This window comes from Cupriavidus sp. 05T41 (genome assembly GCF_056396525.1).
This window is the reverse complement of record NZ_JBFTLQ010000100.1, coordinates 1-25,559: the sequence shown is the minus strand read 5'-3', so window position 1 is coordinate 25,559 and position 25,559 is coordinate 1. Positions and strand designations below refer to the sequence as shown.

At 63.8% G+C, this 25,559-nt stretch carries 36 protein-coding genes, 3 tRNA genes, 1 rRNA gene and 2 pseudogenes; 2 read left to right on the top strand and 40 right to left on the bottom strand.

The genetic code is table 11. The features are described from left to right. The coding region (locus tag AC1DKV_RS35435) for a magnesium transporter CorA family protein (RefSeq protein WP_477139172.1) at positions 1–943 on the top strand (943 nt) is incomplete at its 5' end. Positions 944–967: 24 nt separating this feature from the next. Here the strand turns inward: AC1DKV_RS35435 and dsbD are convergent. The 34 genes from dsbD to AC1DKV_RS35265 form a co-directional block, all read right to left on the bottom strand. Then, the gene (dsbD, locus tag AC1DKV_RS35430) at positions 968–2,836 is read right to left on the bottom strand and encodes a protein-disulfide reductase DsbD (protein ID WP_477139173.1); all 1,869 of its coding nucleotides are present in this window, start codon (positions 2,834–2,836) and stop codon (positions 968–970) included. Positions 2,837–3,001: 165 nt separating this feature from the next. Next, entirely contained in the window at positions 3,002–3,352 is a 351-nt protein-coding gene (gene cutA, locus AC1DKV_RS35425; RefSeq protein ID WP_441617965.1) for a divalent-cation tolerance protein CutA, read from the bottom strand. A gap of 158 nt (positions 3,353–3,510) precedes the next feature. Beyond that, positions 3,511–3,906 (bottom strand): 50S ribosomal protein L17, encoded by a 396-nt coding sequence (rplQ, locus tag AC1DKV_RS35420; protein WP_477139171.1) that lies wholly within the window; start codon positions 3,904–3,906, stop codon positions 3,511–3,513. Positions 3,907–4,068: 162 nt separating this feature from the next. Next, positions 4,069–5,049 carry a DNA-directed RNA polymerase subunit alpha gene (locus AC1DKV_RS35415; protein WP_477139170.1) on the bottom strand — a complete coding sequence of 327 codons (981 nt, stop codon included), beginning with the start codon at positions 5,047–5,049 and terminating at the stop codon, positions 4,069–4,071. Positions 5,050–5,230: 181 nt separating this feature from the next. Next, positions 5,231–5,854: a 30S ribosomal protein S4 gene (rpsD, locus tag AC1DKV_RS35410; RefSeq protein ID WP_441617961.1), complete on the bottom strand. Its 624-nt coding sequence runs from the start codon at positions 5,852–5,854 to the stop codon at positions 5,231–5,233. Positions 5,855–6,152: 298 nt separating this feature from the next. Next, entirely contained in the window at positions 6,153–6,554 is a 402-nt protein-coding gene (gene rpsK, locus AC1DKV_RS35405) for a 30S ribosomal protein S11 (protein ID WP_017225223.1), read from the bottom strand. Positions 6,555–6,578: 24 nt separating this feature from the next. Then, positions 6,579–6,944, bottom strand: coding sequence for a 30S ribosomal protein S13 (gene rpsM, locus AC1DKV_RS35400; protein ID WP_020203842.1), 366 nt, complete (start codon positions 6,942–6,944; stop codon positions 6,579–6,581). Positions 6,945–6,963: 19 nt separating this feature from the next. Next, positions 6,964–7,080: a 50S ribosomal protein L36 gene (gene rpmJ, locus AC1DKV_RS35395; RefSeq protein WP_006160433.1), complete on the bottom strand. Its 117-nt coding sequence runs from the start codon at positions 7,078–7,080 to the stop codon at positions 6,964–6,966. A 31-nt stretch (positions 7,081–7,111) separates the two neighbouring features. Then, complete coding sequence (gene infA / locus AC1DKV_RS35390) at positions 7,112–7,330, bottom strand: translation initiation factor IF-1 (RefSeq protein ID WP_010812378.1); 219 nt, start codon at positions 7,328–7,330, stop codon at positions 7,112–7,114. Positions 7,331–7,353: 23 nt separating this feature from the next. Then, positions 7,354–8,697 carry a preprotein translocase subunit SecY gene (gene secY / locus AC1DKV_RS35385; RefSeq protein WP_477139169.1) on the bottom strand — a complete coding sequence of 448 codons (1,344 nt, stop codon included), beginning with the start codon at positions 8,695–8,697 and terminating at the stop codon, positions 7,354–7,356. 48 nt (positions 8,698–8,745) lie between these two features. Further along, positions 8,746–9,180 carry a 50S ribosomal protein L15 gene (gene rplO, locus AC1DKV_RS35380; protein ID WP_441617958.1) on the bottom strand — a complete coding sequence of 145 codons (435 nt, stop codon included), beginning with the start codon at positions 9,178–9,180 and terminating at the stop codon, positions 8,746–8,748. A 20-nt stretch (positions 9,181–9,200) separates the two neighbouring features. Continuing rightward, the gene (gene rpmD / locus AC1DKV_RS35375) at positions 9,201–9,383 is read right to left on the bottom strand and encodes a 50S ribosomal protein L30 (RefSeq protein WP_006160440.1); all 183 of its coding nucleotides are present in this window, start codon (positions 9,381–9,383) and stop codon (positions 9,201–9,203) included. Between the two features lie 13 nt (positions 9,384–9,396). Beyond that, positions 9,397–9,915 (bottom strand): 30S ribosomal protein S5, encoded by a 519-nt coding sequence (rpsE, locus tag AC1DKV_RS35370; RefSeq protein ID WP_477139168.1) that lies wholly within the window; start codon positions 9,913–9,915, stop codon positions 9,397–9,399. Between the two features lie 21 nt (positions 9,916–9,936). Continuing rightward, positions 9,937–10,293 (bottom strand): 50S ribosomal protein L18, encoded by a 357-nt coding sequence (gene rplR, locus AC1DKV_RS35365; RefSeq protein WP_441617956.1) that lies wholly within the window; start codon positions 10,291–10,293, stop codon positions 9,937–9,939. A gap of 11 nt (positions 10,294–10,304) precedes the next feature. Continuing rightward, positions 10,305–10,838: a 50S ribosomal protein L6 gene (gene rplF / locus AC1DKV_RS35360; protein ID WP_441617954.1), complete on the bottom strand. Its 534-nt coding sequence runs from the start codon at positions 10,836–10,838 to the stop codon at positions 10,305–10,307. A 9-nt stretch (positions 10,839–10,847) separates the two neighbouring features. Continuing rightward, on the bottom strand, positions 10,848–11,243 hold the full coding sequence (rpsH, locus tag AC1DKV_RS35355; protein ID WP_017225229.1) for a 30S ribosomal protein S8: 396 nt from the start codon (positions 11,241–11,243) through the stop codon (positions 10,848–10,850). Between the two features lie 27 nt (positions 11,244–11,270). Beyond that, positions 11,271–11,576, bottom strand: a complete 306-nt coding sequence (gene rpsN / locus AC1DKV_RS35350) for a 30S ribosomal protein S14 (RefSeq protein ID WP_035807814.1) — start codon at positions 11,574–11,576, stop codon at positions 11,271–11,273. 9 nt (positions 11,577–11,585) lie between these two features. After that, positions 11,586–12,128 carry a 50S ribosomal protein L5 gene (gene rplE / locus AC1DKV_RS35345; RefSeq protein WP_477139167.1) on the bottom strand — a complete coding sequence of 181 codons (543 nt, stop codon included), beginning with the start codon at positions 12,126–12,128 and terminating at the stop codon, positions 11,586–11,588. A 25-nt stretch (positions 12,129–12,153) separates the two neighbouring features. Further along, positions 12,154–12,462 (bottom strand): 50S ribosomal protein L24, encoded by a 309-nt coding sequence (gene rplX / locus AC1DKV_RS35340; RefSeq protein ID WP_477139166.1) that lies wholly within the window; start codon positions 12,460–12,462, stop codon positions 12,154–12,156. A gap of 9 nt (positions 12,463–12,471) precedes the next feature. Next, positions 12,472–12,840, bottom strand: coding sequence for a 50S ribosomal protein L14 (gene rplN, locus AC1DKV_RS35335; RefSeq protein WP_017225233.1), 369 nt, complete (start codon positions 12,838–12,840; stop codon positions 12,472–12,474). Between the two features lie 276 nt (positions 12,841–13,116). Next, on the bottom strand, positions 13,117–13,395 hold the full coding sequence (rpsQ, locus tag AC1DKV_RS35330; RefSeq protein WP_020203849.1) for a 30S ribosomal protein S17: 279 nt from the start codon (positions 13,393–13,395) through the stop codon (positions 13,117–13,119). Next, positions 13,392–13,586, bottom strand: coding sequence for a 50S ribosomal protein L29 (gene rpmC, locus AC1DKV_RS35325; protein WP_020203850.1), 195 nt, complete (start codon positions 13,584–13,586; stop codon positions 13,392–13,394). The genes rpsQ and rpmC overlap by 4 nt, the downstream gene beginning before the upstream one ends. Before the next feature lie 11 nt (positions 13,587–13,597). Beyond that, positions 13,598–14,014, bottom strand: a complete 417-nt coding sequence (rplP, locus tag AC1DKV_RS35320) for a 50S ribosomal protein L16 (RefSeq protein ID WP_006160465.1) — start codon at positions 14,012–14,014, stop codon at positions 13,598–13,600. 2 nt (positions 14,015–14,016) lie between these two features. Then, entirely contained in the window at positions 14,017–14,820 is an 804-nt protein-coding gene (gene rpsC, locus AC1DKV_RS35315; RefSeq protein WP_477139165.1) for a 30S ribosomal protein S3, read from the bottom strand. 9 nt (positions 14,821–14,829) lie between these two features. Further along, on the bottom strand, positions 14,830–15,159 hold the full coding sequence (gene rplV, locus AC1DKV_RS35310) for a 50S ribosomal protein L22 (protein ID WP_477139164.1): 330 nt from the start codon (positions 15,157–15,159) through the stop codon (positions 14,830–14,832). Between the two features lie 9 nt (positions 15,160–15,168). Next, positions 15,169–15,444 (bottom strand): 30S ribosomal protein S19, encoded by a 276-nt coding sequence (rpsS, locus tag AC1DKV_RS35305; RefSeq protein ID WP_477139163.1) that lies wholly within the window; start codon positions 15,442–15,444, stop codon positions 15,169–15,171. A gap of 21 nt (positions 15,445–15,465) precedes the next feature. After that, positions 15,466–16,296 (bottom strand): 50S ribosomal protein L2, encoded by an 831-nt coding sequence (rplB, locus tag AC1DKV_RS35300; protein WP_441617944.1) that lies wholly within the window; start codon positions 16,294–16,296, stop codon positions 15,466–15,468. 2 nt (positions 16,297–16,298) lie between these two features. Continuing rightward, positions 16,299–16,613 (bottom strand): 50S ribosomal protein L23, encoded by a 315-nt coding sequence (rplW, locus tag AC1DKV_RS35295; RefSeq protein ID WP_006160473.1) that lies wholly within the window; start codon positions 16,611–16,613, stop codon positions 16,299–16,301. Beyond that, positions 16,610–17,230: a 50S ribosomal protein L4 gene (gene rplD / locus AC1DKV_RS35290; protein ID WP_441617942.1), complete on the bottom strand. Its 621-nt coding sequence runs from the start codon at positions 17,228–17,230 to the stop codon at positions 16,610–16,612. Before rplD ends, rplW begins: the two co-directional genes overlap by 4 nt. Before the next feature lie 11 nt (positions 17,231–17,241). Beyond that, positions 17,242–17,892 (bottom strand): 50S ribosomal protein L3, encoded by a 651-nt coding sequence (gene rplC, locus AC1DKV_RS35285; RefSeq protein ID WP_477139162.1) that lies wholly within the window; start codon positions 17,890–17,892, stop codon positions 17,242–17,244. Between the two features lie 365 nt (positions 17,893–18,257). After that, positions 18,258–18,749: a flavin reductase family protein gene (locus tag AC1DKV_RS35280; protein ID WP_441617938.1), complete on the bottom strand. Its 492-nt coding sequence runs from the start codon at positions 18,747–18,749 to the stop codon at positions 18,258–18,260. A gap of 1 nt (position 18,750) precedes the next feature. After that, complete coding sequence (locus AC1DKV_RS35275) at positions 18,751–19,992, bottom strand: styrene monooxygenase/indole monooxygenase family protein (protein ID WP_477139161.1); 1,242 nt, start codon at positions 19,990–19,992, stop codon at positions 18,751–18,753. 95 nt (positions 19,993–20,087) lie between these two features. Further along, complete coding sequence (locus tag AC1DKV_RS35270) at positions 20,088–20,876, bottom strand: SDR family oxidoreductase (protein WP_477139160.1); 789 nt, start codon at positions 20,874–20,876, stop codon at positions 20,088–20,090. A gap of 103 nt (positions 20,877–20,979) precedes the next feature. Further along, the gene (locus AC1DKV_RS35265) at positions 20,980–22,215 is read right to left on the bottom strand and encodes a dienelactone hydrolase family protein (protein WP_477139159.1); all 1,236 of its coding nucleotides are present in this window, start codon (positions 22,213–22,215) and stop codon (positions 20,980–20,982) included. Between the two features lie 255 nt (positions 22,216–22,470). On the opposite strand from AC1DKV_RS35265, the gene AC1DKV_RS35260 reads away from it, so the two are divergent. Beyond that, positions 22,471–23,484 carry an AraC family transcriptional regulator gene (locus AC1DKV_RS35260; RefSeq protein ID WP_441617930.1) on the top strand — a complete coding sequence of 338 codons (1,014 nt, stop codon included), beginning with the start codon at positions 22,471–22,473 and terminating at the stop codon, positions 23,482–23,484. 107 nt (positions 23,485–23,591) lie between these two features. Here the strand turns inward: AC1DKV_RS35260 and rpsJ are convergent. The 6 genes and pseudogenes from rpsJ to rrf form a co-directional block, all read right to left on the bottom strand. After that, positions 23,592–23,822, bottom strand: a pseudogene (gene rpsJ, locus AC1DKV_RS35255) (30S ribosomal protein S10); the annotation flags it as partial. 3 nt (positions 23,823–23,825) lie between these two features. After that, a pseudogene (locus tag AC1DKV_RS35250) lies at positions 23,826–24,757 on the bottom strand (elongation factor Tu). A gap of 43 nt (positions 24,758–24,800) precedes the next feature. After that, positions 24,801–24,875, bottom strand: a tRNA-Thr gene (locus AC1DKV_RS35245). Between the two features lie 38 nt (positions 24,876–24,913). Then, a tRNA-Gly gene (locus AC1DKV_RS35240) sits at positions 24,914–24,987 on the bottom strand. Positions 24,988–25,046: 59 nt separating this feature from the next. Then, positions 25,047–25,132, bottom strand: a tRNA-Tyr gene (locus AC1DKV_RS35235). 332 nt (positions 25,133–25,464) lie between these two features. Beyond that, a 5S ribosomal RNA gene (gene rrf / locus AC1DKV_RS35230) occupies positions 25,465–25,559 on the bottom strand; the annotation flags it as partial.

The window sequence follows — 25,559 nt, the reverse complement described above, 5'->3', positions numbered from 1 at the left end:
TCCGCAGACGCTGCCGGACCAGCCCGCAACGGGCGCGCCCGCCGCACCTGCCTCGCCCGCCCCGGCAGCCACGCGGCCGCGCGCGGCCAAGCCGCGCCGCTACCCGCCGGGCTTCCTGCCCGCGCTGGCGCGGATCGACACCCAGCCGGTGACGTGCTTCGTCTTCGACAATGTGCTGCTCACGGTGCGGCCKGCGCAGTCGCGCACGCTCGACCAGGTGCGCCAGCGGCTGCTCGAACTATGCCGGGACCCGCGGCCGCAGACGGCGTCCAAGGCACGGTCCAACGGGCACGCCGCGCTGGTGCATGGCATCCGCCCGCCGACCCGCCCCGAGGACCTGATGCTCAGGCTGCTCAACGCGATGGTCGACCGCTACCTGGAACTGCGCGCGCCGCTCACGCGCCAGCTCGACCGCTGGCAGCGCGCGCTGCTCAGCACCCGGCGCAGCTTTTCGAGCTGGGAAGGGCTGCTCGACGCACGCATCGAGCTGCGCCGGCTCGAGCACCTGTGCGAGGAGCAGCACGATGCCCTGCAGGAATTCCGCGACAGTCTGCTGGACAACAGCTACAGCATCGCKAGCGAGGGGCAAGCCACATCGGCGGGCCGCGATGACGCACTGCTGGTGCGCATCAACGATGTGATGGAACATATCTCGCGCGTGCTAGCCCACGCGCGCCGGCTCGAGGATTCGATCGAATCCGCCGTGCAGATCCATTTCTCGGCGGTAGCCCACCGTACCAACCGCACCATGCGCACGCTGACGCTGATCACCGCGCTGTTCATGCCGCTCACGTTGATCACTGGCATCTTCGGCATGAATTTCGAGCGCATGCCGTGGCTGCGCGAGCCGGAAGGCTTCTGGTGGTCGCTGGGGCTKATGGGCGCGGTGGTGGTGGTGCTGGCCGCGGTGTGGGGGCTGGGGCGGCGGCTGGACCACAACTGAGCGGCCGCTCCCCGCGCCCGACTCTCAGATGCTGGCCTTGGCGTCGAACGCGYGCGCKAGGCTGTCGAGGAAGCGCGCGGCCGGCTGGTAGCCGATCACGCGGACCGGCCGCTCGCGCCCGTCCGTGCCGTACAGGATGATGCCGGGCGGACCGAACAGGCCGAAGCGCTTGAGCAGCGCGCGATCGTCTTCATTGTTGCGGGTGACATCGGCCTGCAGCATCACCACGCCGGACAGGCGCGAGCGCACACGATCGTCGCTGAACGTGAAGCGCTCCATTTCCTTGCAGCTCACGCACCAGTCGGCATAGAAATCCAGCAGCACCGGCTTGCCCGCGGCGGCGGCCTGCGCCACGCGCGCATCGAGCTCGGCCACCGAACGTACCCGCTCGAAGCGTGCCTCKGACACCTTGCCGACGACGGCTTCCGGATTGGCGCGCAGGGCCGCCAGGTGGGCCAGCGGCTGCAGCGGATCGCGGCCGCCGGAGGCCAGCCCCACCAGCAGKATCGCACCGGCCAGCGCGGCCAGCAGGCCGAGGCCCTTGCCCACGCGGGCCAGGCCATGCGCATCCGGGCCGAGCGCCTCGAAGGCGCTCAGGAACACGGCGCCCACCAGCAGCAGGGCAGCCCACCCCGTCATCAGCACCCAGGCTGGCAGGACCGGGCTGACCATCCACAGCGCCACGCCCAGCAGCAGAAAACCGAAGAAGCGCTTGGTCATCTCCATCCAGCGCCCGGCGCGAGGCAGCAGGTTACCCGCGCCAACGCCCACCAGCACCAGCGGCAGGCCCATGCCGAGCGCCATGGCGAACAGCGCCGCGCCACCGGTCATGGCGTCGCCGGTACGCGCGATATAGGCCAGCGCGCCGGCCAGCGGCGCGGTCACGCAGGGGCCGACGATCAGCGCGGAGATTGCGCCCATGGCGGCGGCGCCGGCCAGCTGCCCGCCCTGGCGCCGGTTGGACGATGCCGTCAGCCGGGTCTKCCAGCGCTGCGGCAACTGCAGTTCGTAGAGGCCGAACATGGACAGCGACAGGCCCACCATCAGCGCGGCGAACAATGCCAGCACCCACGGGGCCTGCAGCGCGGCGGACAAGCCTTCGCCGAGCACCCCGGCGGCCACCCCGACGCCGGTGTAGACCACCGCCATGCCGAACACATAGGCCAGGGACACCAGCAGCGCACKGCCGCGCGTGACGTGCTCGCCCACCACGATGGAGGACAGGATCGGCACCATCGGCAGCACGCAGGGGGTGAAKGTCAGCAGCACGCCGAGGCCGAAGAACAGTGCAGCGATCAGGCCGAGATTGCGGCTGGCCAGCGCGCCCGCGATGCGGTCGTTCTCGTCGGCCGGGCCCGACAKGGGGGCGGCAGCCGCGTCGGCCGCGGCGCTGGCGTTGCCAGCGCTCCTGGCCGTCCCCGCAGGGGCGGGTACGCCGGCAGGAGTCGAATCCGCCTTCGCAGTCTTGCCAAACAGGCCGTCGAGCGCACCACCGCCCACCTTGAAGACACTCTCCATCGGCGGATAGCACAAGCCCTTGTCGGCGCAGCCCTGCGAGGTCACCACCAGCGACCACTTGCCATCGGCGGGCGCGGCTTCGACCGGCACGCGAATGGTCAGGCCACCGTGATAGGTCTCCATCTCCTTGCCGAAGGTCTCGTCGAACTTGACCTTGCCCGGCGGAAACGCAGGCGCGCCCAGCTTGACCGATGCCGGTTGCGCGGCAAAGGCAAAACGGTCGCGGTAGAGGTAGTAGCCGTCGGCCACGTCGAAGCGGACCTCGATGGTCTGCGCGTCGACCTGGCGCGCGGCGAAGCGGAACGCCTGTTCCGGCGGCAGGAAGTCTTCCTCCGAGGCCGCATGCGCGATACCGCCGAAGCAGAGCCACAGCATGGCCAGCAGCGAGAACAGCAAGCGCACTGCGGCATTTTGCCGCACCACCGTTGTTGCCGGCTGGCGGCCCAACGCGCCCGACTCCACTGCGAAACCCATGCTCCGTCCTTGAAAATATCGTTGGTCTTGCCGCGCGGCGATCGGCATCACGGCCGCCCGGCGTTGCTATGCCCGCTCGTCACCGGCCGGGGCCGCACCCGTTTCCTCGGCGACCCAGGCCAGGTAGGGCGCGAAGCCGGCCACCACGGGCACGGCCACGATCTCCGGCACCTCGTAGGGGTGGGCCAGGCGGATCGCGGCTTCCAGCGCCGCGTAGCGGTCCTGCGTGGTCTTGATCACCAGCGGCCACTCCTTCGCCGTCTCGATCTCGCCGCGCCACCAGTATTCGGACTCGCACGGCGCAAGCCGGTTCACGCAGGCTGCCAGGCGCGATTCCAGCACGGCGCGCGCCACGCGCGCGGCGGCTTCGGCATCGGGCAACGCCGTCATCACCAGTATCGTCTCGCTGTCGCTCATCGCTCGTCTCCCACTCGCCACCCGGCCCCAGGCTTGCGGCCCGCAAACCGGGGGCCGCAAAAACAAAAGAGCCAGGCATCTAGCCTGGCTCGATTGTAAGCGGTGTCCGCGCCAGCCGCCGGGGACCAATGGTCGCAGGCGGCGGGACGGCATCAACCTTATTCCGCGGCTTCTTCTGCCGGGGCTTCGGTGATTTCCGGACGGTCAACCAGCTCGACCAGCGCCATCGGCGCATTGTCGCCCTGGCGGAAGCCGAACTTCAGGATACGCGTGTAGCCGCCCGGACGAGCGTTGTAGCGCGGGCCGAGTTCGTTGAACAGCTTGGTGACCATGTCGCGGTCGCGCAGGCGGGCGAAGGCCAGGCGGCGGTTGGCAACGGTGTCCTTCTTGGCCAGCGTGATGAGCGKCTCGACAACCTTGCGCAGTTCMTTGGCCTTGGGCAGGGTGGTCTTGATCAGCTCGTGMTGGAACAGCGAGTTGGACATGTTGCGCAGCATCGCGAGACGGTGCGACGAGGTGCGGTTCAGTTTCCGCAAACCATGACGGTGACGCATGATGATTCCTTTATTGCAATGTTTGACCAGCTCTTCTATCGCTTGGCCGGGTCAATCCCCGGTTCGGCGCGGGCCGGTAGTCGATTGGAGCGGCCGGCACATGCCGGCTGCCGGGATCACCGGCGCGGCGCGGGGACCTGCCCCCCGCCGCGCGCGGCGAAATTACTTCTCCAGACCTGCGGGCGGCCAGTTCTCGAGCTTCATGCCAAGGGTCAGGCCGCGCGAAGCCAGCACTTCCTTGATTTCGTTGAGCGACTTGCGACCCAGGTTCGGGGTCTTCAGCAGCTCGTTCTCGGTGCGCTGGATCAGRTCGCCGATGTAGTAGATGTTTTCGGCCTTCAGGCAGTTGGCCGAACGCACCGTCAGCTCCAGGTCGTCGACCGGGCGCAGCAGGATCGGGTCGATCTGCGGCGTGCGGCTCGAAGCGGCTTCCGCCGACGACTCGGTGCCTTCCAGCGCGGCGAACACGGACAGCTGGTCGACCAGGATGCGGGCCGACTGGCGGATCGCTTCCTCGGGCGAGATCACGCCATCGGTTTCGATGTTCATCACCAGCTTGTCGAGGTCGGTACGCTGTTCCACGCGAGCGGATTCCACTGCGTACGACACACGGCGCACCGGCGAGAACGAAGCGTCCAGCACGATGCGGCMGATGACCTTGCCCGCTTCGTCGCCGAACTTGCGCACGTTGCCCGGCACATAGCCACGGCCTTGTTCGACCTTGACCTGCATGTCGAGCTTGCCGCCGGCCGACAGGTGAGCGATCACGTGGCCGGGGTTGATGATCTCGACATCGTGCGGCAGCTCGATATCGGCAGCCGTCACAACGCCTTCGCCWTCCTTGCGCAGCGACACCGTGACTTCATCACGGTTGTGCAGCTTGAAGACCACACCCTTCAGATTGAGCAGCAGGTTGACTACGTCTTCCTGCACGCCATCGATGGTGGAATACTCGTGGACCACCCCAGCGATCGTGACTTCGGTCGGGGCATAGCCGACCATCGACGACAGCAGCACGCGACGCAGGGCGTTACCGAGCGTATGGCCGTAGCCACGCTCGAACGGCTCCATCACGACCTTCGCGTGATGGTCGCCCAGCGGCTCTACGGCGATGATTTTAGGCTTGAGGAGTGCTGTTTGCATTAGGTTGTCCTTTTCAATACCCTCGGCTCGTTACACCGATAAGGCTGACGTATGGAACCTGAAAATCCCATCGTACGATGGGCAATAAGCCCGGCGCGCGGCAGCGCGTCGGGCTGAATGTGAAGCTTGACGAGAAACGCAAGCCCCTGACCGTTCGATGGTGTCGGACAKATTCGTGCGATTAACGCGAATACAATTCGACGATCAGGCTTTCGTTGATGTCACCGGAGATATCGGCGCGATCCGGCACTTGTTTATACGTGCCTTCGAATTTCTTCGCGTCAACGGCGACCCATTGCGGGAAACCAGATTGCTCGGCCAGCGACAGCGCTTCGGCGATACGGACTTGCTTCTTCGACTGCTCGCGGATGGTGATGACGTCGCCAGCCTTGACCTGTGCCGACGGCACGTTCAGGGCCTGACCGTTCAGCAGGATCGCCTTGTGCGACACGAGCTGGCGCGCTTCGGCGCGGGTCGAGCCGAAGCCCATGCGATAGACGACGTTGTCCAGGCGCGATTCCAGCAGTTGCAGCAGCTTTTCGCCGGTGTTGCCCTTGCGGCGGTCGGCTTCGGCGAAGTAACGGCGGAACTGGCGCTCGAGCACGCCATAGATACGCTTGACCTTCTGCTTTTCACGCAGCTGGTTGCCGTAGTCGGAGGTGCGCGTACCCGAGGTACGGCCATGCTGGCCCGGCTTGCTGTCCAGCTTGCACTTGTCGGCGAGCGAGCGACGTGCGCTCTTCAGGAACAGGTCGGTGCCTTCACGGCGGGAGAGTTTGGCCTTCGGGCCGATATAACGTGCCACTTTATCTTCCTTCCTGATCGATCGCGGCGCCTTGTGTACGCGCCGCGAGTCCGCCTTCTCCGCCCCTTGGGGGCGCCTGAGTGGCAGACGGTGGGCTTATCCAGCGCGCTCCCGGAGGGGCACGCAAAAGCATGACTGGCTACTGCGCCAGGCGGCGGACCAAGACTTCGACCCGACAAACGCAAAGGCGCAAAACGAAAACCTGCCGCAAAGCTGATGCAGCAGGTCAACGTGCGATGATACCACACCGGGCCACCGGCAAGAAACCCCGCCGGCCACCCGGGTATGACAGCGTCGCTTAGATGCGGCGGCGCTTCGGCGGACGGCAGCCGTTGTGCGGCACCGGCGTCACGTCTTCGATCACCGAGATCTTGATGCCCAGCGCGTTCAGCGCACGGACAGCCGATTCACGGCCAGGGCCGGGGCCCTTGATGCGCACGTCCAGGTTCTTGATGCCCTGGTCTTGCGCCACGCGGCCGGCGTTCTCTGCTGCGACCTGGGCTGCAAACGGGGTCGACTTGCGCGAACCCTTGAAGCCCTGGCCACCCGAGGTMGCCCACGCCAGGGCATTGCCCTGACGGTCGGTGATCGTGATGATGGTGTTGTTGAACGAAGCGTGGACGTGCGCAATGCCGTCGGCAACGTTCTTCTTGACCTTCTTACGCGCGCGCTGGGCGGCGTTATTCGGACCTTTTGCCATTAGTTTCTTCCTCTGCCTTCGGCTTTACTTCTTCAGAGCCACGCCGGCCTTACGCGGACCCTTGCGGGTACGGGCGTTGGTGCGGGTGCGCTGACCGCGCATCGGGAGACCCCTGCGGTGACGGACGCCACGATAGCAACCAAGGTCCATCAGACGCTTGATGTTCATCGTGGTTTCACGACGCAGGTCACCCTCGACCGTGGCCTTGCCGACTTCGTCACGAAGCTTTTCCAGGTCGGCGTCGGTCAGGTCCTTGACCTTCTTGTCAAACGGAACGCCGGTGGCCTCGCAAATCTTGCGGGCGCGCGAGCGGCCGATACCGTAAATAGCCGTCAGGCCGATCTCGGTATGCTTGTGGTTCGGGATGTTAACCCCTGCGATACGTGCCATTCGTCAATCCTCTTTACKATTAGCCTTGGCGTTGCTTGTGGCGGGGATCCGACGAGCAKATCACGCGCACGACACCGTTGCGCTTGATAACTTTGCAGTTGCGGCAAATGCGCTTAACAGAAGCCAGCACTTTCATGATTTTCCTCTTCCTTCAATTCCTGTTCGCTTCACTTCGTCCGAAAGACGATACGCGCGCGTGACAGATCATATGGAGTCAGCTCAACCGTCACCTTGTCACCCGGAAGAATCCGGATGTAGTTCATTCTCATCTTTCCGGAGATGTGGCCCAGCACTACGTGGCCATTCTCCAGTTTGACTCGGAACGTCGCATTGGGAAGGTTTTCCAGGACCTCCCCCTGCATCTGGATGACGTCGTCTTTTGCCATACCTAGCCCGTACCGACCCGGCTTTAGCGCAAGGTCAAATTACCCTTGAAATTCGCYTTCTTCAGMAGGGACTCATATTGCTGCGACATGACATAGGACTGGACCTGGGCCATGAAGTCCATCGTGACGACMACGATGATCAGCAGCGAGGTTCCGCCAAAATAGAACGGAACGTTCCAGCGMAGTACCAGGAATTCCGGCAACAGGCAGACCAGTGTGATGTAGATCGCACCAGCCAGCGTCAGACGCACAAGGATCTTGTCGATGTAGCGCGTCGTCTGCTCGCCCGGACGAATGCCCGGAATGAAGGCACCGCTTTTCTTCAGGTTATCCGCCACTTCACGGCTGTTGTACACCAGAGCCGTATAGAAGAAGCAGAAAAATACAATCGCAGCAGCGTACAGCAKGATGTAGACCGGCTGGCCCGGCGACAGCGTTGCCGCCAGGTCCTTGATGAACCGGCCTGCAGCGCCCGTCGAGTCAGACGTGAACCAGCCCGCGATGGTCGCCGGGAACAGGATGATCGACGATGCGAAGATCGGCGGAATCACCCCTGCCATGTTCAGCTTCAGCGGCAGGTGCGACGACTGACCGCCGTACACCTTGTTGCCGACCTGACGCTTGGCATAGTTCACCAGGATCTTGCGCTGGCCACGTTCGACGAACACCACGGCGAACGTCACGCCGGCGATGATMGCGACAATCAGGATMGACGCGATGATGCTCATGGAACCAGTGCGAACCAGTTCGAAGAGACCGCCGATCGCGTTGGGCAAGCCCGCCGCGATACCGCCGAAAATGATGATCGAAATGCCGTTGCCCAGACCCCGCTCGGTGATCTGCTCACCCAGCCACATCAGGAACATCGTGCCGGTCACCAGCGTGATCACCGCCGTAGCCCGGAACATCAGACCCGGGTCGATCACCAGGCCGGGCTGAGACTCCAGCGCGACCGCGATCGACAGCGCCTGGAAGGTGGCCAGGACCACCGTGCCGTAGCGCGTGTACTGCGTGATCTTGCGTTGACCCGCCTGCCCTTCCTTCTTCAGCKACTCCAGCTGCGGCAGCACGATCGTCAGCAATTGCATGATGATCGACGCCGAGATGTACGGCATGATGCCGAGCGCGAAGACGGTAAAGCGCGACAGCGCACCGCCCGAGAACAGGTTGAACATCCCGAGGATGCCACCCGACTGACTCTGGAAAAGCTTCGCAAGCTGTTCCGGATCGATCCCCGGCACCGGAATATGCGCTCCGATGCGGTACACGATCAGGGCCAGCACCAGGAACATCAGCCGGCGCTTGAGGTCGCCGTACTTCGCCGTGTTCTTGGCTTGCGTGCTTGCATTGGGTTTCGCCGTGGCCAAACGATGCTMCGACTGTGACTCGCCTATGCTGCGAAATCAGCTGCTAAATTACGCCGCGATCTGACCGCCGGCGGCTTCGATCGCAGCCTTGGCGCCAGCGGTGGCACCCAGACCCTTGATCGTCACCTTGCGGGTCAGCTCACCGGCCTTGATGACCTTGGCGCTCTTGATCAGATCGCCCACCAGGCCAGCCTGCTTCAGAACCAGCAGATCCACTTCGGCAGCTTCCAGACGCTCGATGTCGCGCAGGCTCACCTCGGCGGTGAATTCCTTCGTCAGCGAGGTGAAGCCACGCTTCGGCAGACGACGATACAGCGGCATTTGACCGCCTTCGAAGCCGACCTTGTGGAAGCCGCCCGAACGCGACTTCTGACCCTTGTGACCACGACCGGCAGTCTTGCCCAGGCCGGAGCCGATACCGCGGCCGACGCGACGCTTGGCGTGCTTCGAACCGGCGGCCGGTTTCAGGTTGTTCAGTTGCATCTTGCTCTCCGTGTCCTGTATCAGGCCAGAACCTTGACCAGGTACGACACCTTGTTGATCATGCCGCGCACGGCGGGCGTGTCCTGCAGCTCCGACACCGAGTTGATGCGGCGCAGGCCCAGGCCACGGACGGTGGCGCGATGATCCTCACGCGTGCCGATCAGGCTGCGCACGAGTTGCACTTTTACGGTTTGTTGCGACATTTCGTCCGACTCCTTAACCGAGGATGTCTTCAACCGACTTGCCGCGCTTCGCGGCGATCTCGCCGGGCGTGCTCATCTTCTGAAGACCGTCCAGCGTGGCGCGAACCATGTTGTACGGATTGGTCGAGCCGTGCGACTTGGTCACCACGTTGGTGACGCCCATCACTTCGAAGATCGCGCGCATCGGGCCGCCGGCGATCACGCCGGTACCTTCCTTGGCCGGCATCATCAGCACCTTGGCGGMGCCGTGCTTGCCSAYSACYTCGTGYTGCAGCGTGCCGTTCTTCAGCGAGACCTTGACCATCTTGCGACGGGCTTCGTCCATTGCCTTCTGAACTGCCACCGGCACTTCCTTGGCCTTGCCCTTGCCCATGCCGATGCGGCCATCGCCGTCACCAACCACAGTCAGCGCAGCGAAACCGAGAATCCGGCCACCCTTCACCACCTTGGTGACGCGGTTGACCGAGATCATCTTCTCGCGGAGGCCGTCGTCGCGTTCGTCCTGCTGGACTTTTGCTTGCATTTTTGCCATGACGTATCTCTCTATGTGCGCTTAGAACTTGAGACCGGCTTCACGCGCAGCGTCAGCCAGAGCCTTCACGCGACCATGGAAGCGGAAGCCGCCGCGATCGAACGCAACGGTTTCCACGCCGGCAGCCTTCGCCTTTTCGGCGATGCGCTTGCCAATCAGGGTCGCGGCGGCGGCGGTAGCACCGCTGCCAGTCAGTTCCTTGCGCACTTCTGCCTCGACGGTCGAAGCCGAAGCCAGCACTTGCGTGCCGCACGGCGAGTAGACCTGGGCGTAAATATGCGAATTCGTACGGAACACGGTCAGACGATTGATCTTCATCTCCGCGATCTTGGCGCGGGTCTGACGTGCACGGCGCAAACGAGCGTCTTTCTTGTTCATGATTGCACCCCTTACTTCTTCTTGGTTTCCTTCAGGATGACGCGCTCGTCCGAGTAGCGAACGCCCTTGCCCTTGTAGGGCTCAGGCGGACGGTACGCGCGAACTTCCGCGGCAACCTGACCGACTTTCTGCTTGTCCGCACCCTTGATGATGATCTCGGTCTGCGTGGGCGTTGTCGCCGTCACGCCTTCCGGCATCGCATGGATCACGTCGTGCGAGAAACCAAGCTGGAGCTTCAGCGCAGCACCTTGCAGCTGGGCACGGTAGCCMACGCCGACCAGGTTCAGCTTGCGCTCGAAACCGGTGGTCACACCCTTGACCATATTGGCCACCAGGGCRCGCATGGTGCCCTGCAGTGCGTTTGCTTCGCGCGATTCGTCGGCCGGGGCGAAGGTCAGCGTGTCGTTTTCGACCTTGACCTGCACCAGGCTGTGAATCGGCTGCGTMAGCGTGCCGAGCGGGCCCTTCACGGAGAGCACGCCAGCCGCCACATTGACTTCTGCGCCTTTGGGCAGCGCGATGGGAGCCTTACCTACACGGGACATGGTTACTCCTTACGCGACGTAGCAAAGAACTTCGCCGCCCACGCCAGTGGCACGTGCCTTGCGGTCGGTCATCAGACCCTGCGGGGTCGAGATGATCGCGACGCCCAGGCCGTTCATCACTTGGGGAATGTCGCTGCGGCCCTTGTACACGCGCAGACCGGGCTTCGAGACGCGCTCAATGCGCTCGATGACCGGACGGCCGGCGTAGTACTTCAGACCGATGCTCAGTTGTGCCTTGCCGCCTTCTTCCTTCACGGCGTAGTCGTCGATATAGCCTTCGTCCTTCAGGACCTTGGCGATTGCCACTTTCAGCTTCGACGACGGCATGACAACCGACGCTTTCTGCACGCCTTGGGCGTTGCGGATGCGCGTCAGCATATCGGCGATAGGATCGCTCATGCTCATACTGTTTCTCCTGTAGCCTGTGCGTAATTACCAGCTGGCTTTCGTCAGACCCGGGATTTCGCCACGGAAGGCGATTTCACGGATCTTGTTACGCGCCAGGCCAAACTTGCGGAAGGTACCGCGGGGACGACCGGTGATCGCGCAGCGATTGCGCTGACGGGTCGGGTTCGCGTTGCGCGGGAGCTGTTGCAGCTCCAGACGTGCGCCATAACGCTCTTCTTCCGACTTTTCCTGATCGTCAATAATGGCCTTGAGGGTTGCGCGCTTGTCGGCATACTTTGCCACGAGCTTGGCGCGCTTCTTCTCACGTTCAATCAGAGCCAATTTAGCCACGGTAACCCCTTAATTGCGGAACGGGAACTTGAATGCGCCGAGGAGTGCCTTGGCTTCCTCGTCATTCTTCGCCGTCGTCGTGATGCTGATGTTCAGACCACGCAGTGCGTCGATCTTGTCGTACTCAATTTCGGGGAAAATGATCTGCTCTTTCACACCGATGTTGTAGTTGCCACGACCATCGAACGAGCGGCCCGACACACCACGGAAGTCACGCACGCGGGGCAGTGCCACGGTGACGAAACGATCCAGGAATTCGAACATGCGCTCGCCACGCAGCGTCACCATCRCGCCGATGGGATAACCCTGGCGGATCTTGAAGCCGGCGATTGCCTTCTTGGCCTTGGTCACCACCGGCTTCTGACCGGCGATCTTGGTCAGGTCGCCCACGGCCAGCTCAATGACCTTCTTGTCATTGATGGCTTCGCCAAGGCCCATGTTCAGGGTGATCTTGGTGATGCGCGGCACTTCCATGACCGACTTGAAACCGAACTGTTCGATMAGCTTCGGTACGACCTGTTCTTTGTAAAACTCTTGCAGACGTGCTGTCATGCTCAACTCCTATCCTTGCCCAGAATCAAGCTGCCACGACGGCGCCGGTGGTMTTCAGCACGCGCACGCGCTTGCMGTCTTCCACCTTGATGCCGACGCGCGACGGCTTGCCATTGGCATCCACGAGCGCAACGTTGGAAATATGCAGCGGCATGACCTTGTCGACCACACCACCAGTGGTGCCCAGCATCGKGTTCGGACGTGCGTGCTTCTTGGCAACGTTCACGCCGTCAACCACGACCTTGTCGCCGAGCATGGCTTGCACGGTACCGCGCTTGCCCTTGTCTTTGCCGGTCAGGACGATGACTTCGTCGCCTTTGCGAATCTTGTTCATGGCGGCTCCTTACAGCACTTCCGGCGCGAGCGACACGATCTTCATGAAGCGCTCGGTACGGAGTTCACGAGTCACCGGCCCGAAGATACGGGTGCCGATCGGCTCGAGCTTGGTGTTCAGCAGGACAGCGGCATTGCTGTCGAACTTGACGAGCGAACCATCAGCGCGACGCACGCCCTTGGCGGTACGCACGACGACGGCATTGTAAATATCGCCCTTCTTCACGCGACCGCGCGGCGCTGCGTCCTTGACGGTCACCTTGATGATGTCGCCCACGCTCGCATAGCGGCGCTTGGACCCACCCAGCACTTTGATGCACAGTACTTCGCGCGCACCAGTGTTATCGGCCACTTCGAGCCGGCTTTCTGTCTGAATCATGGTGTTATCTTCCCAACTTAATCCACCGGGCAACGCCCGCCGGTCAGTCTTGGTCCCGTCGGTCTCCGGCTTTGCGCCAGCAACCGTTTGGGTTGATCAACTTTGAAGTCGGTAGTTACCAGGCGGCCTGAACATGGTTAATCAGGAGCCGCTCGGCCTAGGTTCGCTCAGTCAATTCGCCGGGGTGATACAGCTAAGGCKAATGCAACAAAGCGGAAGTCCAGGATTATAGCACATAACCCTGGACTCGCAAGTCAACCGCAAACCTTGTGGTTTTTAGATGACGCGCGCAGCTTCGACCAGACGGGAAACCACCCAGGACTTGGTCCGCGAGAGCGGACGCGATTCCTGGATCTCGACCTTGTCGCCTTCCTTGTACTGGTTGGCTTCGTCGTGTGCGTGGTACTTCTTGGAACGCAGCACGTACTTGCCGTACAGGGGATGCTTGACGCGGTTTTCGATCAGGACCGTGACGGTCTTGTCCATCTTGTCGCTAACTACACGGCCGACCAGAGTGCGGCGAAGCGACGATTCCGTTTGTGCAGTTTCAGTCATTTCGTGGTCGCCTTCTCGTTCAGCACGGTTTGCACCCGCGCGATGTCCTTGCGCACCTTCTTCAGCTGGCTGGTGTTCTGCAGCTGTTGGGTGGCCTTTTGCATGCGCAGGCTAAATTGGGCCTTCAGCAGCTCGGAGAGCTCCTGGTTCAGCCCTGCGGCATCTTTGCCGCGAAGTTCGGATGCTTTCATCCCTGCTCTCCTTACGTCCCGACCTGGCGCACCACGAAATTGGTGGCGATCGGCAGCTTGGCAGCTGCGAGGCGGAACGCCTCACGTGCCAGCTCTTCCGTCACGCCATCCATTTCGTACAGCATCTTGCCCGGCTGGATTTCTGCCACGTAGTATTCCGGATTGCCCTTACCGTTACCCATACGGACTTCGGCGGGCTTCTTCGAGATCGGCTTGTCCGGGAAAATCCGGATCCAGATGCGGCCGCCACGCTTGATGTGACGGGTCATCGCACGACGTGCCGACTCGATCTGGCGAGCCGTCAGACGGCCACGGCCCATTGCCTTCAGGCCGAATTCACCGAAAGACACGGCGTTGCCACGGGTAGCCTTACCCGTGTTGCGGCCCTTCTGCTCCTTGCGGTATTTTCTGCGCTTAGGTTGCAGCATCGTTATTCTCCACTCTTCGCATCTGCGCCAGGCCCAGCGCGGCGACCGGCACCGGCACCAGCACCACCGCGGMGGTTGCCGCCCGGACGGCCTTCGCCTTCACGGCGGCGGCCTTCGGGACGACCCGGGCGACGGCGACGTTCGTCTTGCGGCTCTTCCACCACCGGCGCGTCGTTGCGGCCGAGGTGATCACCCTTGTAGACCCACACCTTGACACCGATGATGCCGTAGGTGGTTTCTGCTTCGGAGAAGCCGTAGTCGATGTCGGCGCGCAGGGTGTGCAGGGGCACACGGCCTTCGCGATACCATTCGGTACGTGCGATTTCGATGCCGTTCAGACGACCGGCGCTCATGATCTTGATGCCCTGGGCACCGAGGCGCATCGCGTTCTGCATCGCGCGCTTCATGGCGCGGCGGAACATGATGCGGCGCTCGAGCTGCTGGGTGATCGAGTCGGCGATCAGCTGCGCATCGGTTTCCGGCTTGCGGATTTCCTCGATGTTCACGTGCACGGGCACACCCATGCGGCGTTGCAGCTCAGCCTTGAGCAGTTCGATGTCCTCGCCCTTCTTGCCGATGACCACGCCCGGACGCGAGCTATAAATGGTCAGGCGTGCATTGCGGGCGGGGCGCTCGATGACGACGCGGCCAACCGAAGCGTTCTTGAGCTTCTTCTTCAGAAACTCGCGAACTTCGATGTCTTCCTTCAGCATGCCGGCGAACTTCGTGTTGTTGGCGTAYCAACGCGAAGCCCAGTTACGGCTGACGGCCAGACGGAAGCCAGTCGGATGAATCTTCTGTCCCATCGTGACTCCTTAGTTGCCGAGCGTCACAGTGATGTGACAAGTTTGTTTCTCGATGCGGTTGCCGMGGCCCTTTGCTCGTGCCGTGAAACGCTTGAGCGAGGTTGCCTTGTCGACGAAGATGGTCTTGACCTTCAGTTCGTCGATGTCGGCGCCTTCGTTGTGCTCGGCGTTGGCGATGGCCGATTCGACCACCTTCTTCACGATCCCTGCAGCCTTTTTCGGGCTGAACGTCAGGACGTTGAGCGCGCGCTCGATCGGCAGACCGCGGATCTGGTCGGCGACCAGGCGAGTTTTCTGGGCGGAGATGCGGGCACCGCGATGAATCGCTTTCACTTCCATGATGGCACCTTACCTCTTCGCTTTCTTGTCAGCCGCGTGGCCCTTGAACGTACGCGTGAGCGCAAATTCGCCGAGCTTGTGGCCGACCATGTTTTCCGAAACGTACACCGGCACGTGTTGACGGCCGTTGTGGACGGCGATCGTCAGGCCGATGAATTCCGGCAGAATGGTCGAGCGACGCGACCAAGTCTTGATGGGCTTCTTGTCCTTGCCGCCCGTGGCCGCTTMCACCTTTTTCAGCAGGTGGGCGTCACAGAACGGACCCTTTTTTGCGGAACGTGTCATGTCTAGGCTCCTACCTACCGATTAACGCTTATGGCGGCGCTGCACGATCATGCTGGCAGTGCGCTTGTTGCTGCGGGTACGGTAACCCTTGGCCGGGGTACCCCACGGCGAAACCGGGTCACGACCAGCAGCGGTCTTGCCTTCACCACCACCGTGCGGGTGGTCCACCGGGTTCATCACAACGCCACGCACCGTCGGGCGGATACCGCGCCAACGGGTTGCGCCGGCCTTGCCGATGACGCGCAGGCTGTGCTCTTCGTTGCCGACTTCGCCAATGGTGGCACGGCATTCGATGTGCACGCGACGCACTTCACCCGAGCGCAGACGCACTTGAGCGTAGATGCCTTCACGAGCCAGCAGCACGGCGGAACCGCCGGCGGCGCGGGCGATCTGGGCACCCTTGCCAGGCAGCATTTCCACGTTGTTGATCGTGGTACCGACCGGGATGTTGCGGATGGGCAGGTTGTTACCAGCCTTGATCGGCGCTTCCGAGCCGTTCATCAGCGGCTGGCCAGCTACCATGCCCTTCGTGGCGATGATGTAGCGGCGTTCGCCGTCGGCGAACAGCACCAGCGCGATATTGGCGCTGCGGTTCGGATCGTATTCCAGGCGCTCGACCTTGGCGGCGATGCCGTCCTTGTCGTTGCGCTTGAAGTCGACCACGCGGTAGTGGTGCTTATGACCACCGCCCTTGTGGCGGGTGGTGATGTGACCGTTGTTGTTACGGCCCGACTTCTGGAATTGCTTTTCCAGCAGCGGAGCATGGGGCGCGCCCTTGTGCAGGTTGGGGTTAACAACCTTCACCATGGAGCGACGGCCCGGGGACGTCGGCTTGGTCTTGACGAGTGCCATGATTACTTGGCCTCCGCTTCAAAATTGATTTCCTGACCCGGCTTGAGCGAAACGTAAGCCTTCTTCACGTGGTTGCGACGCCCCATGAAGCGGCCAAAGCGCTTTTGCTTGCCCTTTTGGTTCAGGATCTGAACGGACTGCACCTCGACCTTGAACAGCAGTTCGACCGCCGCCTTCACGTCTGCCTTGTTGGCATCGCGAGCGACTTCGAACACGACTTGTTCGTTCTTGTCGGCGACCAGGGTTGCCTTTTCGGAAACCACCGGGGCGAGCAGCACCTGCATCAAACGATGATCGTTCTTGGCTACTTGCGTCATTTCAGCAACTCCTCGATCTGCGCGACGGCTGCCTTGGTCACCAGCACCTTCTTGTAGTGCACGAGCGACAGCGGGTCAGCCTGGCGCGGCTCGACAACTGCCACGTGCGGCAGGTTGCGCGAAGCCAGGTAGAGGTTTTCGTCGAGGCTGTCGGTGATGATCAGCACCGAGTCCAGGCCCATGGCCTTGAACTTGTCGGCCAAGAGCTTGGTCTTKGGCGCATCGACGGTGAAACCTTCCACCACGTTGATACGACCTTCACGTGCGAGCTGCGAGTAAATCGAGCGCATGCCGGCACGGAACATCTTCTTGTTGACCTTCTGCGTGAAGTTCTCTTCCGGCGAATTCGGGAAGATGCGGCCGCCCCCGCGCCACAGCGGCGAGGAAGACATACCGGCACGAGCACGGCCCGTACCCTTCTGACGCCACGGCTTCTTGGTCGTGTGCTTGACCTCTTCACGATCCTTCTGCTTACGGTTACCGCTGCGAGCGTTGGCCTGGTAAGCGACGACGATCTGGTGAACGAGGGCTTCGTTGTAGTCACGGCCGAAGACTTCGGGCGAGGCGTCAACGCCTGCGCCGACTTGGCCATTGTCCTGAAGGAGCTTGAGTTCCATTGATTCGCTCCTTAAGCTTTGGCTTTGGCCTTGACGGCCGGGGTCAYGATGACCTTGCCGCCCTTGGAACCGGGGATCGCGCCCTTGACCAGCAGCAGCTTGCGCTCTGCGTCGATCTTGGCGATTTCCAGGTTCTGGACGGTGCGGGTGACGTCACCCAGGTGGCCCGTCATGCGCTTGCCGGGGAACACACGGCCCGGATCCTGCGCCATACCGATGGAACCCGGCACGTTGTGCGAACGCGAGTTACCGTGGGTGGCACGACCGGATGCGAAATGGTGGCGCTTGATGGTACCGGCGTAGCCCTTACCGATGGTCACGCCCTGGACGTCGATCTTCTGACCGACTTCGAACAGGTCGACCGACAGCGAACMGCCAGTTTGCAGTTCGCCAGCCTTAGCGGCATCGATACGGAATTCGCGGATGATTTCGCCAGCTTCGACACCGGCTTTGGCGAGGTGACCCGCCAGCGGCTTGGTGACGCGGCTAGCGCGGCGTGCGCCGAAAGTGACTTGAACCGCGGTATAACCGTCGGTCTCGTCCGTCTTGATTTGCGTCACGCGGTTGTCGCCGACCTCGACCACGGTAACGGGAATCGAATCACCGTCGTCCGTGAAAATACGGGTCATGCCAACCTTGCGACCTACAAGGCCAAGGCTCATGGTTTGCTCCATTCCCAGCTGCGATTGGCCGGGGCTGATTGATACACGAAAACTGTGTGTTTGCAGTACAAGGGCTTGCGCTAAAGAAGACTGCGCATGGCCAAAATGGCCAGCCCGATTACCCATAGACAAACGGGTAGCCTTACACTATATCCGACTGGTTTGGAAAGAGCAAGAGTTTGAGTGGGAGGTAGTGACGGTGCGCGGGGCTGCGTGTTGCTTTATGGCGTTTTCCCGCTCTTTTGCCGTCGGATCGCGGCGCGATTGTGCTGCTTTCGCTCCTCACCGGCTCCGCGTTGCGGGGTTCGCGCCGCGGATGGCCCCRGTCCGGGCCTCCCATCGCCGCCGGCGATTCCCCAAGGGTCTTACGGCCCGACCCTGACGAACTCGCCGCCATAGAACACCAGTGGGTCCCCCTCCCCCACCTCAAACCCTTCGACCGCGCCCACGATCAGCAGGTGATCCCCCACCGGATCGGCGCGCTCGACGCGGCAGGCAAGCGTGGCCAGCGCTTCTTCCAGGTACGGCACCCCGCGCTCGCAGCACCGGTGCGCGATGCCCGCGAACTTGTCCTCGGCCGGCGTCGCGAAGCGGCGCGCCAGTCCCCCCTGCCCTGCGCGCAGGATGCTGACGCCGAAACTGGCGCCAGCGGCGAAGTGCGCGACATTCGGCGAATGCAGGGCCAGGCTCCAGAGGATCAGCGGCGGCGCCAGCGACAGMGAGGCGAAGGAGTTGATGGTAAGGCCGATCGGGCGGCCGCCAGCGCCGCGCGCGCCGATGACCGCCACGCCCGTCGCATAGCGCCCGCAGGCGCGCCGCAGGGCCCGGGGGTCGTGCATCGCTTGGGCGACCGCCATCTCACGCCGCCCTTGGCAGATGCCGGTCGATCAGTTGCTGGCAGGCTGTGGGATCCGCCCACCAGGGGAAGAAGTCCGGCGGATTGTCGAAGCCGTTGGCGATGCGCGCGGCCAGTGCCGGCGCCTGCCCGGCGGCGCCGAGCAGCGACAGGATATGCGGCGGCGGCGGCGTGAGCAGGGAGTTGGTCCAGTTCACCACGTCGCCGGCGTACTGCCAGTACCGCGCGAAGGTCTGCTCCATCCAGCCAGCATCGAAGGCGCGCTCGCCGTGCGTGACGATGGCGTCGAGGTAGACCTTGCAGCACTTGGCGGCGTTGTTCGAGCCCTGCCCGGTGATGGGATCGTTGACTACCACCGCGTCGGCCATGCCGAAGACCAGCTTGCCGGATGGCAGCGTCATGACAGGATGGCGCACGGTCGGCGTGAAGCGGCCGGCCAGGATGCCCTGCTCGTCGGTCAGCGTCACCGCCTCGCAGCGTTGCGCCTCCCACGGCAGCCACGTGCGCAGGATGCGCAGGCTTTCGGCGAGGTGCTGCTCCGGGGTGCGGGCTTCGGCCCAGCGATCCATCGGGCCGCCCGGCACGCCTTCGAACACCATGATCTCGCAGGGCCCGCTGAGCGTCAGCGCGGGGAAGACGAAGTACTCGCCGATGCCCGGGATCAGGTTGAAGGCGACGCGCGAGTACGGGCTGCTGGGCCGCATGCCGTTCACATAGGTCAGCGCCAGCGCGCGCTGGGGCGCGGTGAAGGGACTGCGGGCGGGATCGCGCTCGAAGCGGCTCACGATCTCACCCTTGCCGGCGGCGAGCAGCACCAGGTCGTGCTCGCCTGCCAGCGCCTCCAGCTCGGCCACGCCGGCGTCGGCGATACGCAGGTCGCCGCCGCGCTGCGCGAAGGCCTCCATCCAGGCGGGCATCTTGAGACGCTGGTCCACTGCCAGTGCCGGACGCTCGAGGCGGGCGGCCCAGTCGATCAGCTTCGCACCGGGCTGCTCGGGGTGCGGCACCGCCAGGCCGATGCCTTCGACGGGCGGGCACGTATCGTCCCACCAGCMGAGCCCGAGTTCGCGCTCGCACTGCAGGGCGCGGTCGAACATGCACTGGCTGGACATGACTTTGCCMGCGCGGACCTGGTCCGGCGTGCGGTTGGTCATCAATGTCACCTGGTAACCCCGGGCCTGCAGGCCGARGGCCATCTGCAGGCCGGACTGGCCGGCGCCCACGATGGCAATGCGTTGGCTCATGGCAATCTCCTCGATGCGGATAGCGCGCTTGGAATGACGGTCTGGATTGGCGGTCCGGCGCCGGCTCGTGCCGGCCGCCCTCGGGCTGCGTGGCGTCAGCCTGCGAGCCGTGGAATCGCGGGGACGTTCTGCTCCGGCCCCATCGCCGCGTAGCCGCCATCCACGGCATAGTCGGCGCCGGTGACGAAGCTGGCGTGGTCGGAGCAGAGGAACAGCACGACCTGGGCCACTTCGTCGGGCTCGCCGGCGCGGCCGAGCAGGTGGAAGTCGGCCGCCACGCGATCGGTGCGCTCGCGGTTGCCGCCGCTGACCTCGTCCATCAGCCGGCACCAGGTCCAGCCGGGCGAGACGGCGTTGACGCGAATGCCGTCGGGCGCGAGGTCCATGGCCATGCTGCGCGTGAGTTGCMGGATCGCCGCCTTGGAGGCGGGATAGAGCCAGCGCCCGGTCTGCGCMACATTGGCCGAGATGCTGGTGAAGTTGACGATGGCGCCGCCGCCGCGCTCGCGCATGACGCCGTGCACGGCCTGCGCCAGCATCACGCCGGATACGACGTTGACGTCGAGCGCGGCAAGCCAGTCGCGGCGGCCTGACCTGAAGCCGTCGTCGAGATAGGTACAAGCCAGGTTGACCAGGTAATCGATGCCGCCGAAATGCTGCTTCACCTGCGCCACCGCGGCACCGACCTGGACGTCGTCGGTGATGTCGGTGCGCACGAACAGCGCCCGTTCGCCGAGTTCTGCGGCGATGCGCTCGCCGCCGGCGGCGTCGATGTCGAGTATGGCTACCCGCGTGCCGGCCTGGGCGAAGGCCCTGGCCACGCCCGCGCCGATCAGGGTGGCGCCGCCGCTGACGATGGCGACCTTGTCCTGCAGTCCTTTCATGACGTTGTCTCCCGATGATGGGGCGTCGCCGCACAAGGCGGGCGCGCCCTTTTTGAAATATGAATACGTCGCGACGAGATCAGGATCCCTTCGAAGGCGGCGGCTACTTGCCTTCGCTMTCCTGCCAGCGCGCCATCAGCGTGTTCGACGGCAGCGTTTCATCGAGCAGCTTGCGCGCCGTTTCCACGCCGGCCACGGGCAGGCCCGCGGGATCGAGCTTGCCGATCTGCACCAGCACGCTGGCCTGGTCCCAGTAGATGTGCTCGTGATAAAGCTTGTCGCCGCGGAACTTGACGATGGCGATGAGCGGGACTTCCACCCGCTTGCCGGTCGGCGGCACGCCCGGAAGCATCCAGTCGATCTCGCAGGTATGGGTGAAGCAGAACAGCATCTCGTCGACGATCTGGCTGGCACCTACCGTGCGTKAGAGCGGGATCAGCGTGGTGTCGGGCGGATTGCTGTGGACGAAATGGTTCTTGTAGAAGCGCTTGAGCTGGCTGTGGCCCACGCCGCCGGTCATGGTCGGGATATGGTTGACGTAGGGCTGGGCCACCATCGTCGCCATGGTTGCGTMGACATCGCGGGTGGCGAATTCGTATTCGCAATGCTTGTCCCACAACGCCGAGAAGTCGTAGTACGGGCCCATCTCGGCGCGCAGCGCGCCGATCGAGCGCTGGTGCGCCATCAGCGCAGAGGGGCGGTCATAGTGCTCGCCGCCGGCGCGCGCGAAGGCGTGGTCGACGTCGGGGTAGACATAAAGCTCGATGCCGTCGCGGCCGCCCAGCGCGGCGCGGATCTGCGCCTGTGCCTCGGGTGGGCAGAAGCCGTCGCGCTGGGCGACATGCAGCACCAGGCGGCCCTTGATATGGCGGGCCTCATCCAGCGCGCGTTCGATGCCGACCCCGTAGTACGCTACCGCGCAAGCCACCTCGTCGAGCCGGCAGGCGGCCAGGTAGGCCAGCTTGCCGCCCAGGCAGAAGCCGAGCACGCCGGCATGCCCCGCGCATTCGGGGCGCGCGCGCAGCGCGGCAAGCGTGGCGCCGACGTCCTGCACGCCAAGGTCTTCGTCGAACCGCTGGTAGAGGCCGAGCGCGCGCTGGAAATCTTCGCCGCGCTCGTCCAGCTCGATGCCGGGTGCGAGGCGCCAGAACAGATCCGGGACCAGCACCGTGTAGCCCTCCTCGGCGTAGTAGTCCGCCACCGCTCGCATGGTGGCGTTGACGCCGAAGATTTCCTGGCACAGCACGATGCCGGGGCCCTTGCCCGCCGCGGGTGTGGCCAGGTAGGCGTTGAACGCACCGCTGCCGTCGGCGGCTTGGATCTGGATGGTCTGGCCCATGAGCTGCGTTCCTTTCTTGTCTTGTCGGGGGGTTGGGGCTGCCGTGCTGGATTCCATGATGGGATATCCGCACTGCAGCAAGCTAGCCGCCGGATGCAGCGGCTATCCGATTAGTGCAGGAAAATGCCGGCCCGGGCAAGGGACGCGCGAAACCGGGGCGCGGCGATCCACTATAGTGGTGCGAAGGAACCCGCCCGCGCGGGACCGTGGAGCCACCCCCAGCAACGGCGCGCACTGACGCCGAGGAGCGAGACAATGCCGCAGCCCCCCGCTGCCACGGCCGCCGAGCCGCTGGCAGGCGCCCTGCTGTCAGACCCAAGCCGGCTGGTCTTCGCCTCGACCGACCACGCGCGCACCCGTGCGGCGGTCGGCGCGGTCTTCAAACCCCACAAGCTCACCATTGCCGGCACCCTGCTGGCCGCGCGCATGCATCACGCGCCACTCGGCGCGGTATCGTTCAACCGGTTGTCCTACGGGGCCGAGGTCCGGATCGAGCCGGGCCCGCTCGAGGATTTCCTGCTGGTGCAGATGCCTGTCGCCGGGCATGCCGAGATCCGCTGCGGACGCCAGCACATCGTTTCCGACCAGGACACCGCCTCGGTGCTGACGCCCGCCGATCCGCTACAGATGCGCTGGAGCGCCGATAGCGACCAGCTGATCGTGCGCGTGGAGCGCGGCGCGCTGGAGCGGGTCTGCGCGGCCCACCTTGGCCATCGCCCGCAGCAGGCGCTGCGCTTCGAACTTGGCATGGCCTGGCGCCGCCAGGCATCCTGGTACCAGCTGATGCACTACCTGGCGGAGCTGCTCGCGCTGGCGCCGGACGCGGCGCGGCATCCGCTGACCGCCTGCCAGCTCGAGCAGCTCGTGATCGGAACGCTGCTGACGGTGCAGCCGAACAATCTCAGCGATGCGCTGCAGGCACGGGGCAAGCCGCTGGCGCCGCGCCATGTCAGGCTGGTGGAGGAATACATCCATGCGCATGCCCATGCGCCGCTGACGCCGGCGGTGCTGGCCGAGGTGGCCGGCGTCAGCCTGCGGGGCCTGTACGCGGGCTTCCGCGAGCATMGAGGCATCAGCCCCATGGCCTATCTGCGCGCGGTGCGGCTCGAGCGCGTCCGGCACGATTTGCTCAACGACAAGACCGTCGACTCGGTGACGGCGGCGGCGCTGCGCTGGGGCTTCAGCCACCTGGGGCGGTTCAGCGTGGAGTACCGCAAAAGCTTCGGCGAACCGCCGGGCCGGACCTTGCGGCGGCGCGGACCGCCGTAAGGGTGCGCAGCCGCGCACGGCACAGGAGCCCAAAAGCAAAAACGGCGAACCGAAGTTCGCCGTCTCTGTTGCCCGAGGCCGCCGGAGCGGCCTTGCGCGGAATGACTTTACACCTTGATTTCGACGTCGACGCCTGCCGGCAGGTCGAGCTTCATCAGTGCGTCAACGGTCTTGTCGGTAGGATCGACGATGTCCATCAGGCGCTGGTGAGTGCGGATCTCGAACTGATCGCGGCTGGTCTTGTTGACGTGCGGCGAACGCAGGATGTCGAAGCGCTGGATGCGGGTCGGCAGGGGCACCGGGCCCTTGACGATCGCGCCAGTACGCTTGGCGGTATCTTATCAGTCGAGGATCTTTGCCACGACGCCGGCGCCGACGGTACGACCGCCTTCACGGATGGCGAAACGCAGGCCTTCTTCCATGGCGATCGGGGCGATCAGCTTGACGGTGATCGACACGTTGTCGCCGGGCATGACCATTTCCTTGTCCTTCGGCAGCTCGATCGAGCCAGTCACGTCGGTCGTACGGAAATAGAATTGCGGACGGTAGTTGTTGAAGAACGGGGTGTGACGGCCGCCTTCGTCCTTCGACAAGATGTAGACCTCGCCGGTGAAGTGCGTGTGCGGCTTGATCGAACCCGGCTTGCACAGCACTTGGCCGCGCTCGACGTCTTCGCGCTTCGTGCCGCGCAGCAGCAGACCCACGTTGTCGCCGGCTTGACCTTGGTCCAGCAGCTTGCGGAACATTTCCACGCCGGTGCAGATGGTCTTGACCGTCGGCTTGATACCGACGATTTCGATTTCTTCACCGACCTTGATGATGCCGCGCTCGATACGACCGGTCACAACCGTGCCACGGCCCGAGATCGAGAACACGTCTTCCACCGGCATCAGGAAGGTACCGTCGATGGCACGTTCCGGCGTCGGGATGTAGGTGTCCAGCGCGTCGGCCAGGCTCAGAATCGCCACTTCGCCCAGCTMGCCCTTGTCGCCTTCGAGTGCCAGCTTGGCYGAACCCTTGATGATCGGGGTGTCGTCGCCGGGGAACTCGTACTTCGAGAGCAGTTCGCGCACTTCCATTTCGACCAGCTCGAGCAGCTCGGCGTCGTCGACCATGTCGCACTTGTTTCGTCGTACTTCTTGGCCGAGCCGCCAAACTTTGCTGCCAGCACCGTGGCGATCGCTGCCGTCAGCGTGGTCTTGCCATGGTCAACGTGACCGATCGTACCAACGTTCACGTGCGGCTTGGTCCGCTCGAACTTTTCCTTTGCCATTTCGCGACTCCTGTGTCGGCTGCGATATTGCCAGTGCGGTATTTGGTGCCCATGGGCAGGATCGAACTGCCGACCTCTCCCTTACCAAGGGAGTGCTCTACCACTGAGCCACATGGGCGAAACTTGACTACTGCTTTGACTGCAACCCGGGCAATCTGGAGCKGGTGAAGGGAATCGAACCCTCGTCGTAAGCTTGGAAGGCTTCTGCTCTACCATTGAGMTACACCCGCCGGGTTACCACGCTTTCTGCTTCACCGACTACCGCCGGGTTACTGCCTTGCTTTGATTCTGGTGGAGAGGGCTGGATTCGAACCAGCGTAGGCGTAAGCCAACAGATTTACAGTCTGCCCCCTTTAGCCACTCGGGCACCTCTCCGTGGAGAACTTGTGATTATGGTGTAACTCAGCAGGCCTGTCAAGCTTTTTMCACGCTATGCAAAGCAGTGGAGACAGTCCTGTGTCCTGGCCTGGCGCCCTCGGGGCTGCCTGACCGCACCACAACCACCTGTGTTCAAAAAGAACACTCTCACCCTATAGGGCGTTTGCCAGGCTCCCGGAGCGGGCGCCTGGCGGGCGTTTCCGGCCGTTTTGCCTMATGTGGCGCAGCTCGGGCGCGCAGGCCCGAGCATGCCTGGACACGCCGCGCGTCCMGCGCGCCGCAAAAGCAAAACCCCCCAGTACTTGCGTACTGAGGGGTTTCAAGGGAGAGCCTGGCGATTACCTACTTTCACACGGGTAATCCGCACTATCATCGGCGTGGAGTCGTTTCACGGTCCTGTTCGGGATGGGAAGGGGTGGTTCCA